This is a genomic window from Pseudomonas sp. W2I6, from assembly GCF_030815935.1.
Lineage (GTDB): Bacteria > Pseudomonadota > Gammaproteobacteria > Pseudomonadales > Pseudomonadaceae > Aquipseudomonas.
Window position 1 is genome coordinate 131,804 of record NZ_JAUSXJ010000001.1, and the last position, 19,943, is coordinate 151,746.

Sequence of the window (19,943 nt, forward strand, 5' to 3'; positions counted from 1 at the left end):
TTAAACCACGCTGGCCGAACGCAGGCTTTGGAGCGTGGGTAACCCGGCAGGACGCCGGGTTAGCCGCGCTGGGCCAAGGATGGCCCATCGCGGCGGCCCACGGTCCAAAGCCGGAGTGAGGGCACACCGAGCCTAAGCGAGGTGCCGAGTGGTGGGGCAAGAGCGTTTTGCTTACTTTTGCGCTCTTCAAAAGTGAGCCGCTGTAAGAGCGGAACCATAAGCCGCCGTTACCTAAATAACGGATATGTCCCCCATCTAACCCACACCAATCATCCCCCAGCCTTATCGCGCACCATTCACCCCCAGCCGTATTTATTGTGACCCCAGGCCCCGTGCCTGACACTCAACCCATCCACCCCTAACCACCCCTGGAGTCCCCAATGAGTGAGCCTGTGCAGTTCCAAGACAAGGTCGTGATCGTCACCGGTGCCGGCGGCGGACTAGGCCGCGCCCACGCACTCCTGTTCGCCAGACACGGCGCCAAAGTGCTGGTCAACGATCTTGGCGGCTCAACCCAGGGCGAAGGCGCCAACGCCTCGGCGGCCGACCGCGTAGTGGCCGAAATCCGCGAAGCCGGCGGCATCGCCGAGGCCAACCACGACTCCGTCACCGACGGTGACAAGATCGTCCAGAACGCCCTCGACGCCTTCGGCCGCATCGACGTCGTGGTCAACAACGCCGGGATCCTGCGGGACAAAACCTTCCACAAAATGGAAGACAGCGACTGGGACCTGGTCTACCGCGTACACGTCGAAGGCGCCTACAAAGTCACCCGCGCCGCCTGGCCCCACCTGCGTGAACAAGCCTACGGCCGGGTGATCTTCACCGCCTCCACCTCCGGTATCTACGGCAACTTCGGCCAGTCCAACTACGGCATGGCCAAGCTCGGCCTGTACGGCCTGACCCGCACCCTGGCGCTGGAAGGTCGCAAGAACAACATCCTGGTCAACGCCATCGCCCCCACCGGCGGTACACGCATGACCGAAGGCCTGATCCCGCCGCAAGTCTTCGAACGCCTCAAGCCGGAATTGATCAGCCCGCTGGTGGTGTACCTGGGCAGCGAGGCGTGTCAGGAAACCTCCGGGCTGTTTGAGGTGGGCGGCGGCTGGATCGGCAAGACCCGCTGGGAGCGCAGCCTGGGGGTTGGGTTTGATCCTGAAGCCGGGTTCTCCCCGGATGATGTCGCCGCCCACTGGCAGCAAATCTGTGACTTCGACGGGGCCGCTCACCCCAAGGACAACATCGAGGCCTTGAAGGAGATGATGGCCAACCTGCAGAAGTACAGCCTGTGATCATTACGTGAAAAAGTTTTAATCAAGCGGGGCGCCATGGCGCCCCGCTTTATTTCAGGCATAAAAAAAGCCGCTGCAAAGGCAGCGGCTGAAGTAAGACGTTTGATCAAGGAGCAATAAATCAACGTCAGTGAACACCGGTAACAGATTGAAAATATTGATCAATCCATAAAAAACTGGCTGTTCTTCCAGGTTCTGGAAGCGGGCGGTTTGCCCTGAAAGCCAGGCAAGAATAGGCTTTTGTTACAAAATGAAAAATAGCGATTCGAGACAAGGACTGTTACCAAACCCGCAACAGTGGCAATAACACCTCATCCATCCTCCTGATAATCCTTCATCCATCTCGTCCATGGCCTCTCCAAGACCCCGGCCAGAGCGCCCTCTCATCCTTTCGAGCGACAACACGAATACCTCCTTGGTGCGCTTATCGCTCCTGATCGCGGGCAGTAGGGTGGGGCCTTCTGTCACACCACCGGGGAAGACGCATGACAAAAACAACAATGCGCGCCATCTTCAGGCCACAGGCGCTGGCCGCTGCGGTTGCTTTGGGTTGCTGTGCCCAGGCGCAGGCTGTTTCGTTCAACATCGGCGAGATCGAAGGGCAATTCGATTCCTCGCTGTCGGTCGGTGCCAGCTGGGGCATGCGTGATGCCGACAAGAAGCTGGTAGGCATTCCCAATGGCGGAACGGGCCAGGCTTCCACCGGCGATGATGGTCGCCTGAACTTCAAGAAGGGCGAGACCTTCTCCAAGATCTTCAAGGGCATCCACGACCTGGAACTCAAGTACGGCGACAGCGGCGTGTTCGTGCGCGGCAAGTACTGGTACGACTTTGAACTGCAGGACGAAGACCGCGAATTCAAGCAGATCAGCAATAACCACCGCGACGAAGGCGCACGCTCTTCCGGCTACGAATTACTCGACGCGTTTGTCTATCACAACTATTCCATCGGCGATTTGCCGGGCAACGTGCGCGTCGGCAAGCAGGTGGTCAGTTGGGGGGAAAGTACGTTCATCGGCAACTCCATCAACAGCATCAACCCCATCGACGTTTCCGCGTTCCGCCGCCCTGGCGCCGAGATCAAGGAAGGCCTGATTCCGGTCAACATGGTGTTCGCCTCCCAAAGCCTCACCAACCAGTTGAGCGTGGAAGGTTTCTACCAGTTGAACTGGGAAAACACCGTGGTGGACAACTGCGGCACCTTCTTCGGTAACGACGTGGTGGCCCACGGCTGTAACGGCAACTACACCGTCGGCAGCCCGGCGATTGCGCCGTTGCAACCGGTGGCGGCGGCGTTTGGCCAAGGCTTCCAGGTCACCAACGAAGGCGTTGTAGTGCAGCGTGCAAAAGACCGCGAGGCGCGCGATGGCGGCCAGTTCGGCATGGCGTTGCGCTGGCTGGGGGATGACACCGAGTACGGCCTGTACTTCATGAACTATCACAGCCGCACGCCCACCGTCGGTACCATCACCGCCAACACCAACCTGGCAACCATTGGCGCTATTGCCAACGCGGCCAACGGGATCGCCCCGGGTACCGGGGCCGGCCTGGCGCAAAGCACGATGCTCGGTCGAGGCCAGTATTACCTCGACTACCCGGAAAACATTCGCCTGTTCGGTGCCAGTTTCTCCACCACCTTGCCCACCGGCACCGCCTGGACCGGCGAAATCAGCTATCGCCCGAATGCCCCCGTACAACTCAACACCACCGACCTGACGCTGGCCCTGGTCAACCCGATTGCCGGCAACGCCGCTTCACCGATCAGCAGTTCCTTCGGTGCCGACAACGCCGGCTACCGCCGCAAGGAAATCACCCAGATCCAGAGCACCATGACCCAATTCTTCGACCAGGTACTGGGCGCCGAACGCCTGACCCTGGTGGGCGAGGCGGCCTTTGTGCACGTCGGCGGGCTGGAGGCGAAATCCAAGCTGCGTTATGGCCGTGACTCGGTCTACGGCCAGTACGGGTTCGGCGGCGACACCGATGGGTTTGTCACGGCCAACTCCTGGGGTTATCGCGCCCGGGCCATCCTCGATTACAACAACGTATTCGCCGGGGTCAACCTCAAGCCCAACGTGTCGTGGTCCCAGGACGTCAGCGGCTACGGCCCCAACGGCCTGTTCAACGAAGGCGCCAAGGCCATCAGCGTCGGCGTGGATGCGGACTACCGCAACACCTACACCGCGAGCCTGAGCTACACCGACTTTTTTGGCGGTGACTACAACACCCTCACCGACCGCGACTTCATCGCCCTCAGCTTTGGCGTGAACTTCTGATTTGGCTTAAGTAAGGACAAGAGACTATGCGCAAAATGATTCTGCAATGCGGGGTGTTGGCCCTGAGCCTGTTGGCCGCCAACGTGATGGCCGCAGTGTCGCCGGAAGAAGCGGCCAAGCTCGGCACTACCCTGACCCCGGTGGGCGCCGAGAAGGCCGGTAACGCCGATGGTTCGATCCCGGCATGGACCGGTGGTATCCCGAAAAACGCCGGGGCGGTGGACAGCAAAGGCTTCCTCGCTGACCCGTTTGCCAATGAAAAGCCGCTGTTCGTGATCACCGCCGCCACGGTCGACAAATACAAGGACAAACTCTCCGAAGGCCAGGTGGCGATGTTCAAGCGCTACCCGCAAACCTACAAGATTCCGGTGTACCCGACCCACCGCACGGTCAACCTGCCGCCGGAGATCTACGAGTCGATCAAGCGAAGCGCGCTCAATGTGCATGCGATCAACGACGGCAATGGCCTGGAGAACTTCACCGGCAACCGCTACTACGCCTTCCCGATTCCGAAAAATGGCGTGGAAGTGCTGTGGAACCACATCACCCGTTACCACGGCGGCAACCTGCGCCGCATCATCACCCAAGCCACGCCGCAGACCAACGGCAGCTACACGCCGATCCGTTTCGAGGAAGAAGTGGCCGTGCCGCAACTGATCCCGGACATGGACCCGGTCAAGGGCGCCAACGTACTGACCTTCTTCAAACAATCGGTGACCGCCCCGGCGCGCCTGGCCGGCAACGTACTGTTGGTGCATGAGACGCTCGACCAGGTGAAGGAGCCGCGCCTGGCCTGGGTCTACAACGCCGGCCAGCGCCGCGTACGCCGTGCGCCGCAAGTGGCCTACGACGGGCCGGGCACTGCGGCCGACGGCCTGCGCACCTCGGATAACTTCGACATGTTCTCCGGCGCTCCCGACCGCTACGACTGGAAGCTGGTGGGCAAGAAGGAGATGTACATTCCCTACAACAGCTACAAGCTCGATTCGCCGACCCTCAAGTACGACGACATCATCAAGGCCGGCCACATCAACCAGGACCTGACCCGTTACGAGCTGCACCGGGTCTGGGAGGTGGTGGGTACCGTCAAGCCGAGCGAGCGGCACATCTACGCCAAGCGCCACATGTACATCGACGAAGACAGCTGGCAGGTGGCGCTGGTGGACCACTACGACGGCCGCGGCCAGCTGTGGCGTGTTGCTGAGGGTCACGCGCAGTTCTACTACGACCATCAGGTGCCGGCCTACACCGTCGAAACCCTGTACGACATCATCGCCGGGCGCTACATCGCCCTGGGCATGAAGAACGAAGAGAAGAGCAGCTTTGTGTTCGGCTTTGCGGCCAAGGCGGCCGACTACACGCCGGCAGCATTGCGCTCGGAAGGCGTGCGCTAAAACCTGATTGAAATGCGATCAAACTGTGGGAGCGGGCTTGCTCGCGAAAGCGGTCTGTCAGTTAAAGCATCAGTGACTGATACACCGCCTTCGCGAGCAAGCCCGCTCCCACATTTACTGTGTTCCACCTTTAGAACGAGTGCCGGGTGGCCTTTTGGCTCCCGGCTTTTTTATGCCCGCCAATCAGCCTGCTGAATACTCCTCAACAACCGCCAGCCACAGGACTAGGGTAGGGCGCACGCCGCCTAATAATAAAAAACAGGGACGCAGTAATGACCGCCATGACCCGTTGTCTGGATCGTCCTGGATTCATGCCACGCTTGTCTCCCCATCATCTGTTGCGCCCGCGCCTGGCCGTGCCGCTGCTCAACGCCACCGCGCGGGTGAAGTTGCTCTGCGCCCCGGCCGGCAGTGGCAAGAGTGCATTGCTCGCCGAGTGCGCGTTGCAGGCGCCTTCGCAGTGCCAGGTGTACTGGTTGCCGCTGAATGGCGTGGCCTCGGATTTGTGTCAGCGCCTGGCGCAAAGCCTTGGCCTCGACTTTGTTGATGAGCCCACGTTGCTGCTGGCCCTGAACCGCTGGCAAGCGCCGGGCTGGTTGTTTCTCGATGACTTCTGCCGCGTGCCTGCTCCTGAACTGGATGGGTTGCTTGACCGCATTCTGGCGGCCAGCAGCCCGGCCTTGACCTGGTGGATCGGCGCGCGGCGGCGGCCGGCCTGCAACTGGCCCCGGCTGTTGCTTGATGATGAGCTGTGGGAATGCAGCGCTGCCGAGTTGGCGTTTGACCCCAGCGAAATCCAGCACTTGGCCGGGCCCAGTGCCGACAAGGTGTTGCAGTTCAGCGCCGGCTGGTGCGCCGGAGTGCGTATCGGATTGCTTGAAGGCGACGGGCACCCGGACAAAACCTTGCTCGACTACCTGCAACACGAGTTGTTCACGGGCCTGGCGCCGGAATTGGCCGAGGCCTGGCGCGTGCTCGCGCACCTGCCACGCTTCAACCCGAGCTTGTGTGACCACCTGTTCGGCTTTGGTGATGGTGGCGACTACCTGCGAGACTTGCAGACGCTGGGCGCCTTTATCGAGCCCTGGGAGGAGTCCACCGACTGGCTGCAAGTCTTCCCGCCACTGGCCCAACTGATGCGCGCCGAACCCTGGCCAGCCAGGCGCTCCTGGCACCGGCGCGCGTGCCAATGGTTTACCGCCGCCGAGGACTGGCAAGCAGCGTTTGAGCAAGCGTTGCAGGCCGAAGAGTACGAAGTGGCCGTAAGCCTGTTGCAGCATTTCAGTTTTGAAGACCTGTTCCGCCAGCAAAACGCGGTGCTGTTGTTGCGCCTGCATGAGCAGCATGGTGATGAATTGATGCTGGGCTCGGCGCAACTGGTGGGCTTGGTAACGGCGGCGTTGCTGTTTGCCGGGCGTTTCGACCAGGCGGCGTTGTGCATTGACCAACTGGCGCGTTTCACTCCGCAACCGACCGCGCACCTGCAGCGTTATCTGCTGGCCCGCTGGCAGGCGCAATGGGGCTGGCTGTTGCATCTGGGCGGCGAAGCCGCACGGGCCCGGGAACATTTTCTCGAAGCCCTGCAAGACTTGCCCGAGAGCGCCTGGACGTCGCGCCTGATGTGCCTGTCGGGCCTGACCCAGCAAGCCTTGCTGCGTGGCGAGCTGGATGTGGCCCAGGCGCTGAACCGCGAGGCGTTGTGCCTGGCGCGCTCCCACGGCTCACTGCTGTTGGAGGCATTGTTGGAGCTCGATCATGCGCAGTTGCTGGAGCAGCGCGGCGCGCCGTATCGGGCCCAAAGCCTGCTGGAAAATGTGCAGCGCATGCTGGTGCAGCAGCGGCTTAAAGCCGGGCCGTTGATGGGGCGGATTTGCTTGCGACGTGGGCACCTGGCGCTGCGCCAGGGCCACGACGCCGTGGCCGCCGAATGCTTCGAATCCGGCCTGGGCATGTGCCTGCACAGCCAGGACAAACGCGTGCTCTACGGCTACCTGGGACTGGCGCTATTGGCCGCCAACAAGGGCGATTACGCCCAGGCGTTTATCCAGTTGCGCGACGCTGAACGCCTGATGCAGCAACGCCAGGTGCCCGACACCGTCTATCGCGCCGTATTGCTGTTGCTCAGCGGGCATTTCTGGCTGCAACAGGGCCGTGCCGAACTGACCCTGGAGGCGGTGACCCGGGTGCTGCGGCACTACCGTGGCCCCAAGGCGAAACAAGCACCGCCGGCCACCCTGGAGTTGATCCCCAGGCTTGAATATTTGCAGGTGCTGGCCGAAGTGAAATTGCATCGCGCCGAAGAGCCTGTCGCCCGCCTGAGTGCGTTACTGGAGGCCGCCCGTCAGCGGGGCATGCTGTGCCTGGAAGCGGAGTTGCACTTGGTGCTGGGGGAAGTGGCCTGGCAAGTCGGCGATCGCCCGTTGGCCGTGCGCTCGCTGAAAGCCGGATTGGAACTGGCGGGGCGTTGCCAGGTGCAACAGGCGATACGCGAGCTGCGCCTCAGGCAACCGGGGTTGTTGAGTGCGTTGGGGCTGGAGCCGCAGGAATGCCCGGCGGCGGCGGGGGAAAATCCCCTGAGCCAGCGCGAGCTTGAGGTGCTGCAACTGATTGCCCAGGGCAATTCCAATCTGGAAATTGCCAGCCAATTGTTTATCTCGCTGCACACGGTAAAAACCCATGCGCGGAGGATTCACAGCAAGTTGGGGGTGGAGCGGCGCACCCAGGCAGTGGCCAAGGCCAAGACGCTGGGCTTGATGGCCTGAACTTTAATCTCGAAATCAACGCAGGCTAATGTGGGAGCCGGGCTTGCCCGCGATGACGGTGTGGCAGCGACAGATAGCTAACCTGATGCACCGCTATCGCAGGCAAGCCAGCTCCCACAGTTGAACGGCGTTGCGTCAGGGAAGCTGATAACCCATGCGCCAACTCACCGCCTGGGTCGCCGCCAGCAAACGCTTCGCCGCCGGGCCGTCTTCATCGGCATGGAACAGCGACGTCGGCCCCACCACGGTCAACACCGCCGCCACTTGCCCGACCGCGTTGAACACCGGCGCCGACAACGCGTCCACACCCGGCATCAGCAAACCATGCACAAAGTGCAAGCCGCGCTGGCGGATCTGCTCACAGGTGGTCGCGTATTCCTGGTCATCCGCCAACGCATGGGCAACGCCCGCCTGAATCTCCCGCTCGCGCAACTCCACGGTTTCCCGCGACGGCAGGAACGCACTGAACACCAGCCCGGTGGACGAACTGAGCAACGGCAACACCGAGCCCAATTGCGTGACCACCGTCACCGCGCGCACCGCCGGCTCGATATGCACCACCGTCGCGCCCTGGTTACCCCAGACGGCCAGGAAGCAGGTTTCATTCAACTCATCCCGCAGTTCCGCCAGGGGCAGGGCGGCGACTTTCAGCACGTCCATGCTGCCCAGCGCGGCCAGCCCCACGCGCAAGGCTTCACGGCCCAGGCCGTAATGGTTGGTGGCGGTGTTCTGTTCGGCAAAACCCGAGGCAATCAGCGCCTGCAAATAACGGTGGACCTTGCTCGCCGGCATTTGCACGTGCTCGGCCAGGCGCGACAACGAGGTGGCCGGCGACAGTTCAGCCAGGGCCTTGAGGATGTCGGTGCCCACTTCAGCCGAGCGGACTTTCTGTTTACCGGTGTCGCGGGGGGCGGGCGGCTTTTCCATGGAGGGCATGAATCCGAAAGACGAATGGGCGTCTTTATAGCTTGACGGTCAACAGGTATCAAATTACGTTATGCGTAACTGGATTACGATAAAAACAACTTCCGCTCAGAGGATGATCCATGACCCTCGAATACCAATCGGGTTTTGGCAATGAATTTGCCACTGAAGCCTTGCCCGGTGCATTGCCCGTCGGCCAGAACGCCCCGCAGAAAGCGCCCTACGGGCTGTACACCGAACTCTTTTCCGGCACCGCCTTCACCATGGCCCGCAGCGAAGCCCGGCGCACCTGGTTGTACCGCATCCAGCCGTCGGCCAATCACCCGGCGTTCGTCAAGCTGGAGCGGCAATTGGCCGGTGGACCGCTGGGCGCTGTGACGCCCAACCGCCTGCGCTGGAACCCGCTGGATATTCCGGGTGAGCCGACAGATTTCATCGATGGCCTTGTAGGCATGGTCGCCAATTCCGGATCGGAAAAACCCTCGGGCATCAGCATCTACAACTACCGCGCCAACCGTTCGATGGACCGCGTGTTCTTCAACGCGGACGGCGAACTGTTGATCGTTCCCGAGCAGGGCCGCCTGCGCATTGCGACCGAACTGGGTGTGCTGGAAGTCGAGCCACTGGAAATCGTCGTGCTGCCCCGGGGCCTGAAATTCCGCGTCGAACTGCTGGATGCCCAGGCCCGCGGTTACGTCGCCGAGAACCATGGCGCGCCACTGCGCCTGCCGGACCTTGGTCCTATCGGCAGCAACGGCCTGGCCAACCCACGGGATTTCCTCACGCCCGTCGCCCATTACGAAGACCTCAAGCAACCGACCACGCTGGTGCAGAAATTCCTCGGTGAACTGTGGGGCTGCCAGCTCGACCATTCGCCGCTGAACGTGGTGGCGTGGCACGGCAACAACGTGCCGTACAAATACGACCTGCGTCGTTTCAACACCATCGGCACCGTGAGCTTCGATCACCCGGACCCCTCGATCTTCACCGTATTGACCTCGCCCACCAGCGTGCACGGCCTGGCCAACCTCGACTTCGTGATCTTCCCGCCCCGCTGGATGGTCGCCGAAAACACCTTCCGGCCACCGTGGTTCCACCGCAACCTGATGAACGAATACATGGGCCTGATCCAGGGTGCCTACGACGCCAAGGCTGAAGGCTTCGTGCCCGGCGGTGCGTCGTTGCACAGCTGCATGAGCGCCCACGGCCCGGATGGCGAGACTTGCACCAAAGCCATCAACGCGACGCTTGAGCCCCACAAGATTGATAACACCATGGCGTTCATGTTCGAGACCAGCCAAGTGCTGCGTCCTACACAGTTCGCGCTGGAATGCCCGCAACTGCAACCTTCCTACGACGCTTGCTGGGCCTCACTGCCCGCAACCTTCAACCCGAATCGGAGATAACCCATGACTCAGCCTAATCTCACCCGCAGTTGGGTGGTTTCCGCCAACGGTCACCGGGATTTCCCGCTGCAAAACCTGCCGTTGGGGGTGTTCAGCGTTAATGGCTCGGCACCGCGCAGTGGCGTGGCGATTGGCGAGCAGATTCTTGATCTGCACGCCGCGCTGGAATGCTTTGAAGGCGAAGCCCGCCGGGCCGTTGAAGCCACCGCTGGCGGCCAATTGAACGCGTTTTTCGAACTCGGCCGTGGCCCGCGCGTGGCCTTGCGTGAACGCCTGCTGGAACTGTTGGCCGAAGGCAGCGACCAGCAAGGCAAACTGCAAGCTGCGCTGCACCCGGCTGCCGATTGCCAGATGCACCTGCCGGCCAGGATCAACGACTACACCGACTTCTACGTGGGCATCGAGCACGCGCAAAACGTCGGCAAGCTGTTCCGCCCGGACAACCCGCTGCTGCCCAACTACAAGTATGTGCCGATCGGCTACCACGGCCGCGCGTCGACGATTCGCCCGTCGGGCACCGAGGTCCGCCGCCCGAAAGGCCAGACCCTGCCAGCCGGCCAGACCGAGCCGACCTTCGGCCCCTGCGCACGCCTGGACTACGAGCTGGAGCTGGGCATCTGGATCGGCCAGGGCAATGCCATGGGCGACTCGATTGCCATCGGCGACGCGGCTGATCACATCGCCGGTTTCTGCCTGCTCAACGACTGGTCGGCGCGGGATATCCAGGCCTGGGAATACCAGCCGCTGGGCCCGTTCCTGTCGAAGAGTTTCATCACCAGCATTTCGCCATGGGTGGTGACGGCTGAAGCCCTGGAACCGTTCCGCAAGGCACAACCGGCGCGCCCTGAAGGCGACCCACAACCGCTGCCATACCTGCTGGACAAGCGCGACCAGGCGGCCGGTGGTTTTGATATCGAACTGGAAGTGCTGCTGACCACCGCCTCGATGCGCGAGCAGAACCTGCCGGCCCATCGCCTGACCCTGAGCAACACCCAACACATGTACTGGACCGTCGCGCAAATGGTTGCGCACCACAGCGTCAATGGTTGCCAGTTGCAGGCGGGTGACCTGTTTGGTTCGGGCACCTTGTCGGGGCCTGAAGCCGGACAATTCGGCAGCCTGCTGGAAATCACCGAGGGCGGTAAAAAGCCGATCGAACTGGCCTCCGGCGAAGTGCGTAAGTTCCTCGAAGACGGCGACGAAATCATCCTGCGTGCCCGCTGCACCCGCGACGGGTTTGCCTCCATCGGCTTCGGCGAATGCCGGGGTACCGTGGTCGCGGCGCGCTGAGAGGGCAGGGCCATGGAACTCTATACCTACTACCGCTCCACTTCGTCCTACCGGGTGCGGATCGCGCTGGCCCTCAAGGGCCTGGACTTCACCGCCGTGCCGGTCAACCTGCTGGTGCCCAAGGGCGGCGCCAACCATCAGCCGGAGTACCTGGCGATCAACCCGCAAGGTCGCGTGCCGGCCTTGCGCACCGATGAGGGTGATGTGTTGATTCAGTCGCCGGCGATCATCGAGTACCTGGAGGAACGTTATCCACAGGTGCCGTTGCTCTCCACGGATCTGGCAACCCGCGCCCATGAGCGCGCGGTGGCGTCGATCATCGGTTGCGACATCCACCCGCTGCACAACTCCAGTACCCAGAATCTGCTCAAGCAATGGGGGCACGATGAAGCGCAGGTGCTGGAGTGGATCGGGCACTGGATCAGCCAGGGCCTGGCGGCGGTTGAGCAGTTGATTGGTGATCAGGGTTATTGCTTTGGCGAGCAGCCGGGGATGGCGGATACGTTCCTGATTCCACAGTTGTATGCGGCCGAGCGGTTCAAGGTGTCGCTGGCGGCATACCCGCGCATTCAGCGGGTGGCGGGGTTGGCGGCGCAGCATCCGGCGTTCATGGCGGCTCATCCCGCCAACCAACCGGATACCCCACCAGTCTGATCGTTCCCACGCTCTGCGTGGGAATGCCGCCCTGGACGCTCTGCGTCCGTGACGCGGAGCGTCACCTGATTCATTCCCACGCGGAGCGTGGGAACGATCTACACCACTATAAAAACAATACAGGTCCCTTGCGATGCACAATCAGATTGCCAGCTTTCGTGCGGCACTCGACGCCCGTCCGGTGTCGCGCTATCAGTGGTTGATTCTCCTGTTGCTGGCACTGTTGCTGGTCACCGACGGCTACGACGCCCAGGTACTGGGCTACGTGGTCCCGGCGCTGGCCAAGGACTGGGGCCTTGAAAAAGCCGCGTTCGGCCCGGTGTTCAGCGCCAACCTGCTGGGGCTGACGTTGGGCTCCCTGGCCGTCACGCCGCTGGCGGATCGCTTCGGGGTGCGACGCATCCTGCTGTGCTGTGTGTTGATCTACGCCAGCCTCACGGTGCTGATGGTGTTCGCCAACTCTCTCAATACCTTGATGGCCGCCCGCTTTATCTGCGGCATCGGCATGGGCGGTGCAATGCCCAGCGCCATGGCCTTGATGTCGGAATACTCACCACCCCGCCTGCGAACATTGATGGTGACGCTCGCCGCCTGTGGCTTCTCTTTCGGCGGTGCGGCCGGTGGTTTTGTCGCGGCCGGGTTTATCGACAGCTTCGGCTGGCAGGCGGTGTTCCTCGCCGGTGGTGTGACGCCATTGCTGTTGTTTCCGTTTCTTGCCTGGATGTTGCCCGAATCCCTGCCACGCCTGCTGCGTGATGCACCGCCGTATGCGCGCCTGCAAAAAGTCACCGCGCGAATGCTGCCAGGCTGGCAACCGCCGCCAGCGAGCGAGGCTGAAAACCGCCAGGAGCAAGGCAGCAAACTGACGGTGGTGGAGCTGTTCCGCCATGGTTATGCGCGCCCGACCTTGCTGCTGTGGGCGACGTTTTTTGTCAGCCTGATCCTGCTGTATTTCATGATCAGCTGGCTGCCTTCGCTGTTGCTGGAAAGCGGCCTGGGCCTGAACGAAGCCAATCTGGTGACCTCGATGTTCCTGTTCGCCGGGACACTGGGCGCCATCGGCATGGCCTGGTTTGCCGACCGGCTCAAAAGCAAAGTGCGCCTACTGTCCGGCGTGCTGGCAGCGGCTGCGGTGTGCACCATCCTGCTGGGGCTGAATCACGACAATCCGCGCTATCTGGTGGCCTGCGTGTTTGCGGCGGGCTTCTGCATCATCGGCGGTCAACTGACCCTGAACGCGTTCGCCAGTAACTTCTACCCGGCTCACGTGCGGGCCACCGGTACAGGCTGGGCGCTGGGTGTCGGGCGGTTAGGGTCGATCCTGGGGCCGCTGTTCGGCAGCCTTCTGCTGGCGATGCACATACCGGTGCAGCAGATTTTCTTCTTCTGCGCGATTCCGGCGGTGATAGCGGCGTTGTTGATTATCCAGGTGCGCTCGCCAGTCAATGCACCACAGAGTTCGGCGGCAAATGCCCCAGCCGTTCGGTCAGGCGTAGACGCTGGATCGGGTCTTCGCTGAGCATCAACGCGTGTTCCAGGTCAAAACGCTCGGCGTTCGGGCAATCCAGGCGCTGATACAAACTGGCCCGGGCCAGATAATCGGCGGCGCTGGCATTGCCCAGCTCCAGCACGCGTTCGGCATCCACCAGAGCGGCCAGGTGGTCGTCGTTGGACAGGTGCAACTGGCGCAGATTACGCGACAGCCGTTGCAGGATCGATCGCGGCTCGGCGGTGTGCAGGTGGTCGGCCTGCAACTTGAGATTGGGCCCGTACTGGCGGGTCAGCAGGTCGCGGCAATCGTTGGGGTACAGGCGTCGGCCGCCGCAGGGGTCGAGCAGGTGATCGGCGCCCGGCACCCGCAACAGGAAGTGCCCCGGGAAGTTGACGCCCACCAGCGGAATGTCCAGGCGCCGCGCCAGCTCCAGGGCGATCAGCCCCAATGCCAGCGGCTGGCCGCGTTTACGCTTCAACACCTTGTCCAGCAGCGCGGCGGCGGGGCGCAGCGGGGTGTGGTCATCCTGGGCGAACCCCAGGTCGTTCATGCGCCGCAGCAACGGTTGTCCGAGTTCATCCGCCGGCAGCATCGGCATGCTGAGGCTGACCAACTGCTGCAGTACCTTGAAGTCCTGCAGGATGGCCAAGGGGTCCACCGCCGGGTCGTGCTCGGCCGCCATCCACAGCGCGGCTTCAAACAGCGCGGGCGGTGACCGTTCCAGGCAGGCAAAAAAGGCGTCGCGGGGCTTCATTGGGTTCTCCGGCGGATGTCTCGTTTTAGCCTTGCTGTGAACTTTCGTCCAGTGCCTTAAGACAGGTCCTACCTGTTTATGTCGCAAACCCTTTAAAACCGGTGGTCTTATTCCTGCGCGCTTCAGCAGGGTTTCGCTGGCAGTCCTATACTTGGCGCCTACCAGAAGTGATTCGGGAGCTTGACGATGTTTGCGCTCATGCACAGCACCCGCCTTGAATCGCTGCACCTGAGCGTTGACCCGGCCACCGGGTTGAAGGCGGTCATTGCCATCCACAACAGCCGCCTGGGTCCCGCCCTTGGAGGCTGCCGCTACCTCTCTTACCCCGACGATGAAAGTGCCGTGGCGGATGCCGCGCGCCTGGCCCAGGGCATGAGCTACAAGGCCGCGCTGGCCGGTTTGCCGGTGGGTGGCGGCAACGCGGTGATCATCCGCCCCGCCCATGTGGAAAGCCGCGCGGCATTGTTTGAAGCCTTCGGCCGCTGCATCGAGCAGTTGGATGGCCGCTACATCACCGCCATCGACAGCGGCACCTCGGTGGCCGACATGGATTGCATCGCCCAGCAGACCCGCTATGTCACCAGCACCACGGCGGCCGGCGATCCCTCGCCCCACGCGGCGATGGGCGTGTTCGCCGGCATCCGCACCACCGCGATGGCTCGCCTGGGCAGCGATAATCTGGAAGGTCTGCGCGTGGCGATCCAGGGCCTGGGCAACGTCGGTTATGCCCTCGCCGAGCAGCTGCACGCCGTCGGGGCTGAATTGCTGGTGAGCGACATCGACCACGGCAAGGTGCAACTGGCCATGGAGCAACTGGGTGCGCACCCGATTGCCAACGAAGCCTTGCTCAGCACTCCGTGCGATATCCTTGCGCCCTGCGGTGTGGGCGCGGTGTTCAACCGCTACACGGTCGCGCAGTTGCGATGCGCAGCGGTGGCCGGCTCCGCCAGTGCGCAACTGACCAACCTGCAAGTGGCCGATCAGTTGGAAGGGCGTGGGATTCTTTACGCGCCGGACTACGTGATCAACTCCGGTGGGCTGATCTACGTGGCCCTCAAGCACGGCGGCGCGGAGCTGGAAACCATCACCGCGCACCTGTCGAACATCGGCACGCGCCTGACCGAAATCTTCGCCCATGCCCAGGCTGAAAAACGCTCACCCGCGCGGGTAGCGGATGAGCTGGCGGAGCGCTTGCTGTACCGCTGAGGCGGGTCAAAGCTGATATTTCTCCCGGGCCAGTTGGCCCACGCCCATACGATCAAGTATGTGCATCGGGCACAGAATCGTGACCCGCACGGTTCCCGGCAGGCGGCTGATTTCAATCGAGCCGTTGATGGTCGCGCGGTTGCGCACTTCGTCGAGCGGCAGCCCGGTCACGGCGGCTGCGCGTTCCAGTCCGTTGTCTGTCGCGACGTTGAGATTGGTCCCACTGCCGATGAAGGTGATGGGCGCGTTCTCCTCGATCTCCACCTGGCCCCAGCGCTCCCCCAGTGCCTTCACTCGCAGGCGTTGTTCCGCGGTCATCGGGCGCGCCATGGGCGGCAGGTCATCGAGGTTTTGCAGCAGGATCGGCCCGTCCAGGCTCAGGCCCTTCATCACCTGCACCGTCAGTTCGGTTTCCCCCGACACATCGGTGGCATGCCCGGCAATTTCGCCATTGCCCTGTTGAGCATGCATATCGCCCATGTACACCCCGGCGCCGGGGACCTTCACCGGGCAGATCAGGATGCAGCCTTCGCGCACTGAGTTTGTGTCCATGTGGCCATCGGTTTTCGCGGCGTGCAGTTCATCATGGGTCATGCCGTAGCGATGGGGCGCGCCCACCAGGTACTGGCCGAAGTCGCCGCAGTTGTGGGAATCCGGAAGATCCCGTGAAGGCGTGGTACCGATGTTGCCCAGGAATGGGCGCATATGCGCGGCCAGGCCCGGGATATCGGCGCGGGCCAGGGACAGGATCGAGTGCTGGGCAGACAGTTCGGGCAGCGCCGACAGGTCCGATGCCTTGCCGGCCAGGCGATCCGCCACGGCCTGGTTGACCGTCAGGCTCACCTGATGCTCGGCATCCAGAACGATCACGTAACCATTGCTGAAACGAAACGCACTGACCTCGGCGCCACAGGCATCGCAACGAATGGCGTCATCGCCAATGCCTTCGACGTGGCTGGCGGGATGCTCTTGCCCGCAGTTGGAGCAGAACTTCGCGACGAACGGGTCGCCATGGTAGCGACCTTCGACAAAACTCATGACCCCCGAGGACGTGGCCAGGGAGGTGACGCGCATGCGCTTGATCTTCAGCGCCACCGCGTCGCCGATGTCGGCGCCGGCGATGAACACGGGCTGGGTCACTTCATGGCCACCCTCAAAGGCCGGCGTGATCATCGGGCCCCAGCAACCGGGCGGGGTGCCGGTGATCAAGGTGCCACCGTCGGCCAGCGGGCCGAGCATTTTCTGGCTGGGGCCGAGCAGCCCATTGGTGTAGGAGGTGACGGTGAGACGGTCGACAGAAGGGAGGTTATTCATTTTATTTTCCGGGCCCTGGGTGATTGAATGTTGAACAGGCTTCATCACTTAAGCGCCGATGTGTATCTGTCGTGTGTCGCGCTGCCGCGATTGCCGGTACGTGTGTATCTCAGGGGCATCCATACACACTCTGATACACCCGCAGTGGCGGACACGTGCAAATACAGATATCTCTGTTATCGGCTTATTTTTTCAAACCCATCAGAACGAGGTTGGCATGTCCAAACAAACAGCAGGGCGCTCCAGCGGGCGCATGATCACCTTCAAACGCCCGGATGGCGCGGACGTCAACGGCTACCTGGCCAGCCCGGCCGTACTCGAAGGCGCGCCGGCGATCGTGGTGATCCAGGAATGGTGGGGCGTAAACGATCAGATCAAGGGCGTGGCCAATCGACTGGCCGAATGCGGTTACCGCGTGTTGGTGCCGGACCTTTATCGCGGCGCGTCGACCGTGGAAGAGGAAGAGGCTCACCACCTGATGGATGGGCTGGATTTTGGTGACGCGGTTTCCCAGGACATCAAGGGCGCCGTGCAGTACTTGCAGGCGGATTCGAAAAAAGTCGGTGTGACCGGTTACTGCATGGGCGGGGCGTTGACGTTGCTGGCGTTGAACGCGATTCCGGAAGTGGCTGCGGGCGTGGTGTGGTACGGCTTCCCGCCGCTGGAGTATCTGGATGCTTCGAAGATCAAGGCGCCGCTGATCGGGCATTGGGGCACGCAGGATGCCTTCTTCAATATCGACACCGTGGCGGAGCTGGAGTCAAAACTGCATGCTGCGGGTGTGGACGCGACTTTCCATCGCTACCTGGCGCGCCATGCGTTTGCCAACGAGACGGCGATTGGTGATGGTCGGATTGCAGACACGCAATACGATGCCGCCTGGTCGCAACTGGCGTGGGACCGCACGTTGACGTTCTTCGGCAAGACCTTGTGGCAGGCATGACACATGTGAAAGGCATCAACGCATAACCTGTGGCGAGGGAGCTTGCTGTGGCGAGGGAGCTTGCTCCCGCTGGGCTGCGCAGCAGACCCAAAAGCTTGGGAGCGCTGCGCACTCCAGCGGGAGCAAGCTCCCTCGCCACAACAAGCTCCCTAGCTACAAGTAAGCGCCCTCTGCCACAGCAAGCCCTTTCGCCACTACTGGCAATGCATCACTCAGCCGCTGGCTGCCCAATCTCCGCCAATGCACTCGCATTGTTCTTGAACGCCGCCGCAAACGCCGCGCGGTTCTTGGCCATGAAAATACCGGCATCTTCTGCCTGCTTCTCGCTCAAGCCTTCGACGTTTTTCAACAGCACTTCCATCAGGGACTCTGCCAGTTCAAGCATCTGGTCGTGTGCGTCGGCAAGTTTGCGATCCACGAATGTAGTCTCCAGGTCACGGGTACTGCGATACAGGGTTTCAACAGCCATTTTTCGGCCTCGTCATCGGTGCAGTATTGAAGGGAGTTGCCCTTGGTTCGAGTGTCGCCAAGCGTTTTTGCGACTACTGTATTTATATACAGCTAAAAGCATAAGCCAATCCATGGGGTTTGGGTAGTGGCTTTTTAATGTAGCTGGCAAATGCTGGTTTGCCCTATCGGAAACTTCTCACAGGTTGGTGGGGTTGCAGGAGCGTCATTCAGTGGCTTACCTTCTCCGGGCTTCGCTTATGCGGTACACGAGTTTGGCGGCTCGAATTTAAGGAGCAAACATCTTGTAAATCCAAGGAATGCACCATGGTAAAAATGACTGCCTGTTTTTCTGAATCGCCTATAAAGTCGCCTACCGCGCTTTTCGCTGTGACCCCAAATACTGACACTGAAACATTACTCGCCAACGCCAGCGAAACCTTGAACAGTGCCCGTGAAATGGCCAGTAGCCTGGCTTTTGAGCTTGAAGGACCACAGCGAAGTTTGCTTCTGGCGATCCATCAACTGCTGGAAATGAGTGGTTTGTTGGTTGATCAGGCGTTGGACCAAGTCGCCCCGACCTGACCTGAATCACCCGGTCACCTGGATCGTTCCCACGCTCTGCGTGGGAATGCATACCGTGACGCTCCGCGTCACCTCTATCCGAAACCGTGGGGCATTGGACGCGGAGCGTCCGGGGCGGCATTCCCACGCAGAGCGTGGGAACGATCATCGAGCAGCAAGATAAGTGCCTCATATCACCCCGCCACCATCTCACTTCCTGTTCCCTGGCCTTTTTTCTGCATGCAGAGAAACCGTCACGTCCAACCCGCATTATCCGGTCGAGCCGACCTAAGGAAGCATCATCGTGAAAATCAACTGGGCTGAAAACCTGCGCAAGACCGTGCACCAACTGGCCGAGTCCTTGGGAAATCTGTTCGTCGAGACCTTCCACTACCTGGCACTGTTCGCCATTGGTGCGGTGACCGCCTATGCCGCGGTGATGGAATTTCTGGGGATGCTGGAGACGGGGCACATCAAGATCGATGACATCTTGCTGCTGTTCATCTACCTGGAACTGGGGGCGATGGTCGGGATTTATTTCAAGACCAACCACATGCCGGTGCGCTTCCTGATCTACGTGGCGATCACGGCGCTGACCCGTCTGCTGATTTCCAACGTGTCCCACCACAACCCGCCCGACATCGGCATCATCTACCTGTGCGGTGGGATTCTGCTGCTGGCGTTCGCGATTCTGGTGGTGCGGTATGCGTCGTCGGCATTTCCGTCGGTGAAGGTCGAAGGCCCGCGCCGCAAGGGCGAAGCGAGCCTTGAAACAGAGAAGGGCGAGCTCTAGAACCCTGCGTTGAGCGGCGGCCTGCTGACCGGCGGCCGCTGCAGTACCTGGTGGCTGTCCCCATCGGTCATCACCGCCAATATCTCCATCGCGCTGTGCCCCTGCTCGATCGCAATCCCGAATTGCACACTCTGCACCAGCCGTTTCAGGCGCTGGGGGTCGTTGCGTTGTTCGGCGCTGATCATGCGTTTGGCCACGACGCCGTCTTCATCGGACAGGGTCAGCATGATGCTGCCGTCCAGCCGCTGGATGCTTAAATTGACCCGGTATTTCGGGGCGAAGGTGTCGGTGATGATCTGAAAAGGGTTGTCCATGGTGCGTTACCGCCTGATAAGAACATGCAGTCATTGACGACCGGTGTCGGGATTAGTTCGCGTTTCCTGACCACCGGCCATTCGCTCGCTGAGGTTTTCACAAGGTCCGTTTTCCTCA

Annotated in this window: 17 protein-coding genes; 12 read left to right on the forward strand and 5 right to left on the reverse strand. The window is 61.7% G+C overall.

Annotated elements, in window-relative coordinates; translation table 11 throughout:
- The first annotated feature begins 380 nt into the window (after positions 1-380).
- From QF039_RS00670 to QF039_RS00685, 4 genes are all read left to right on the forward strand, one after another.
- Positions 381-1,292 carry an SDR family oxidoreductase gene (locus QF039_RS00670; protein WP_008438591.1) on the forward strand — a complete coding sequence of 304 codons (912 nt, stop codon included), beginning with the start codon at positions 381-383 and terminating at the stop codon, positions 1,290-1,292.
- 485 nt (positions 1,293-1,777) lie between these two features.
- Entirely contained in the window at positions 1,778-3,568 is a 1,791-nt protein-coding gene (locus QF039_RS00675) for a DUF1302 domain-containing protein (RefSeq protein ID WP_177040111.1), read from the forward strand.
- Between the two features lie 26 nt (positions 3,569-3,594).
- On the forward strand, positions 3,595-4,962 hold the full coding sequence (locus QF039_RS00680) for a DUF1329 domain-containing protein (protein ID WP_087695186.1): 1,368 nt from the start codon (positions 3,595-3,597) through the stop codon (positions 4,960-4,962).
- Positions 4,963-5,234: 272 nt separating this feature from the next.
- On the forward strand, positions 5,235-7,724 hold the full coding sequence (locus QF039_RS00685; RefSeq protein ID WP_307516557.1) for a LuxR C-terminal-related transcriptional regulator: 2,490 nt from the start codon (positions 5,235-5,237) through the stop codon (positions 7,722-7,724).
- 135 nt (positions 7,725-7,859) lie between these two features.
- Here QF039_RS00685 and QF039_RS00690 read toward each other — a convergent pair whose 3' ends face one another.
- Positions 7,860-8,651 carry an IclR family transcriptional regulator gene (locus QF039_RS00690; RefSeq protein WP_307516559.1) on the reverse strand — a complete coding sequence of 264 codons (792 nt, stop codon included), beginning with the start codon at positions 8,649-8,651 and terminating at the stop codon, positions 7,860-7,862.
- A 119-nt stretch (positions 8,652-8,770) separates the two neighbouring features.
- Here QF039_RS00690 and hmgA point away from each other — a divergent pair, with 119 nt between their 5' ends.
- From hmgA to QF039_RS00710, 4 genes are all read left to right on the forward strand, one after another.
- Positions 8,771-10,054 (forward strand): homogentisate 1,2-dioxygenase, encoded by a 1,284-nt coding sequence (hmgA, locus tag QF039_RS00695; protein ID WP_177008196.1) that lies wholly within the window; start codon positions 8,771-8,773, stop codon positions 10,052-10,054.
- Between the two features lie 3 nt (positions 10,055-10,057).
- Complete coding sequence (fahA, locus tag QF039_RS00700; RefSeq protein WP_102368145.1) at positions 10,058-11,344, forward strand: fumarylacetoacetase; 1,287 nt, start codon at positions 10,058-10,060, stop codon at positions 11,342-11,344.
- A 12-nt stretch (positions 11,345-11,356) separates the two neighbouring features.
- Positions 11,357-11,998, forward strand: coding sequence for a maleylacetoacetate isomerase (gene maiA / locus QF039_RS00705; RefSeq protein ID WP_307516562.1), 642 nt, complete (start codon positions 11,357-11,359; stop codon positions 11,996-11,998).
- Between the two features lie 133 nt (positions 11,999-12,131).
- The gene (locus QF039_RS00710) at positions 12,132-13,517 is read left to right on the forward strand and encodes an aromatic acid/H+ symport family MFS transporter (protein WP_307516564.1); all 1,386 of its coding nucleotides are present in this window, start codon (positions 12,132-12,134) and stop codon (positions 13,515-13,517) included.
- Here QF039_RS00710 and QF039_RS00715 read toward each other — a convergent pair.
- A complete protein-coding gene (locus QF039_RS00715; protein ID WP_003212796.1) occupies positions 13,441-14,244 on the reverse strand; it encodes a SirB1 family protein in 804 nt (267 codons plus the stop codon). The two genes, QF039_RS00710 and QF039_RS00715, sit on opposite strands and share 77 nt — an antisense overlap.
- A 186-nt stretch (positions 14,245-14,430) precedes the next feature.
- On the opposite strand from QF039_RS00715, the gene QF039_RS00720 reads away from it, so the two are divergent.
- The gene (locus QF039_RS00720) at positions 14,431-15,450 is read left to right on the forward strand and encodes a Glu/Leu/Phe/Val dehydrogenase dimerization domain-containing protein (RefSeq protein WP_307516565.1); all 1,020 of its coding nucleotides are present in this window, start codon (positions 14,431-14,433) and stop codon (positions 15,448-15,450) included.
- Between the two features lie 6 nt (positions 15,451-15,456).
- Here the strand turns inward: QF039_RS00720 and QF039_RS00725 are convergent, their stop codons facing one another.
- Positions 15,457-16,764 carry an acetamidase/formamidase family protein gene (locus QF039_RS00725; RefSeq protein ID WP_307516567.1) on the reverse strand — a complete coding sequence of 436 codons (1,308 nt, stop codon included), beginning with the start codon at positions 16,762-16,764 and terminating at the stop codon, positions 15,457-15,459.
- Between the two features lie 217 nt (positions 16,765-16,981).
- Here QF039_RS00725 and QF039_RS00730 point away from each other — a divergent pair, with 217 nt between their 5' ends.
- Positions 16,982-17,707, forward strand: coding sequence for a dienelactone hydrolase family protein (locus tag QF039_RS00730; RefSeq protein WP_087695180.1), 726 nt, complete (start codon positions 16,982-16,984; stop codon positions 17,705-17,707).
- A 208-nt stretch (positions 17,708-17,915) separates the two neighbouring features.
- On the opposite strand, the gene QF039_RS00735 is transcribed toward QF039_RS00730, so the two are convergent.
- Entirely contained in the window at positions 17,916-18,176 is a 261-nt protein-coding gene (locus QF039_RS00735; protein WP_003212789.1) for a YebG family protein, read from the reverse strand.
- 305 nt (positions 18,177-18,481) lie between these two features.
- On the opposite strand from QF039_RS00735, the gene QF039_RS00740 reads away from it, so the two are divergent.
- Together QF039_RS00740 and QF039_RS00745 are read left to right on the forward strand one after the other, a co-directional pair.
- Positions 18,482-18,739: a DUF6124 family protein gene (locus QF039_RS00740; protein WP_307516569.1), complete on the forward strand. Its 258-nt coding sequence runs from the start codon at positions 18,482-18,484 to the stop codon at positions 18,737-18,739.
- A gap of 283 nt (positions 18,740-19,022) precedes the next feature.
- Entirely contained in the window at positions 19,023-19,511 is a 489-nt protein-coding gene (locus QF039_RS00745) for a phosphate-starvation-inducible protein PsiE (protein WP_003212783.1), read from the forward strand.
- Here the strand turns inward: QF039_RS00745 and QF039_RS00750 are convergent.
- Positions 19,508-19,825, reverse strand: coding sequence for a DUF3509 domain-containing protein (locus QF039_RS00750; RefSeq protein WP_003212781.1), 318 nt, complete (start codon positions 19,823-19,825; stop codon positions 19,508-19,510). The two genes, QF039_RS00745 and QF039_RS00750, sit on opposite strands and share 4 nt — an antisense overlap.
- Positions 19,826-19,943: the final 118 nt, after the last annotated feature.

Bases quoted from the DNA above. Each gene is read 5' to 3' on its own strand.
- QF039_RS00670 (WP_008438591.1), top strand. From the start codon at position 381: ATGAGTGAGCCTGTGCAGTTCCAAGACAAGGTCGTGATCGTCACCGGT.
- QF039_RS00675 (WP_177040111.1), top strand. From the start codon at position 1,778: ATGACAAAAACAACAATGCGCGCCATCTTCAGGCCACAGGCGCTGGCC.
- QF039_RS00680 (WP_087695186.1), top strand. From the start codon at position 3,595: ATGCGCAAAATGATTCTGCAATGCGGGGTGTTGGCCCTGAGCCTGTTG.
- QF039_RS00685 (WP_307516557.1), top strand. From the start codon at position 5,235: ATGACCGCCATGACCCGTTGTCTGGATCGTCCTGGATTCATGCCACGC.
- QF039_RS00690 (WP_307516559.1), bottom strand. From the start codon at position 8,651: ATGGAAAAGCCGCCCGCCCCCCGCGACACCGGTAAACAGAAAGTCCGC.
- hmgA (WP_177008196.1), top strand. From the start codon at position 8,771: ATGACCCTCGAATACCAATCGGGTTTTGGCAATGAATTTGCCACTGAA.
- fahA (WP_102368145.1), top strand. From the start codon at position 10,058: ATGACTCAGCCTAATCTCACCCGCAGTTGGGTGGTTTCCGCCAACGGT.
- maiA (WP_307516562.1), top strand. From the start codon at position 11,357: ATGGAACTCTATACCTACTACCGCTCCACTTCGTCCTACCGGGTGCGG.
- QF039_RS00710 (WP_307516564.1), top strand. From the start codon at position 12,132: ATGCACAATCAGATTGCCAGCTTTCGTGCGGCACTCGACGCCCGTCCG.
- QF039_RS00715 (WP_003212796.1), bottom strand. From the start codon at position 14,244: ATGAAGCCCCGCGACGCCTTTTTTGCCTGCCTGGAACGGTCACCGCCC.
- QF039_RS00720 (WP_307516565.1), top strand. From the start codon at position 14,431: ATGTTTGCGCTCATGCACAGCACCCGCCTTGAATCGCTGCACCTGAGC.
- QF039_RS00725 (WP_307516567.1), bottom strand. From the start codon at position 16,764: ATGAATAACCTCCCTTCTGTCGACCGTCTCACCGTCACCTCCTACACC.
- QF039_RS00730 (WP_087695180.1), top strand. From the start codon at position 16,982: ATGTCCAAACAAACAGCAGGGCGCTCCAGCGGGCGCATGATCACCTTC.
- QF039_RS00735 (WP_003212789.1), bottom strand. From the start codon at position 18,176: ATGGCTGTTGAAACCCTGTATCGCAGTACCCGTGACCTGGAGACTACA.
- QF039_RS00740 (WP_307516569.1), top strand. From the start codon at position 18,482: ATGGTAAAAATGACTGCCTGTTTTTCTGAATCGCCTATAAAGTCGCCT.
- QF039_RS00750 (WP_003212781.1), bottom strand. From the start codon at position 19,825: ATGGACAACCCTTTTCAGATCATCACCGACACCTTCGCCCCGAAATAC.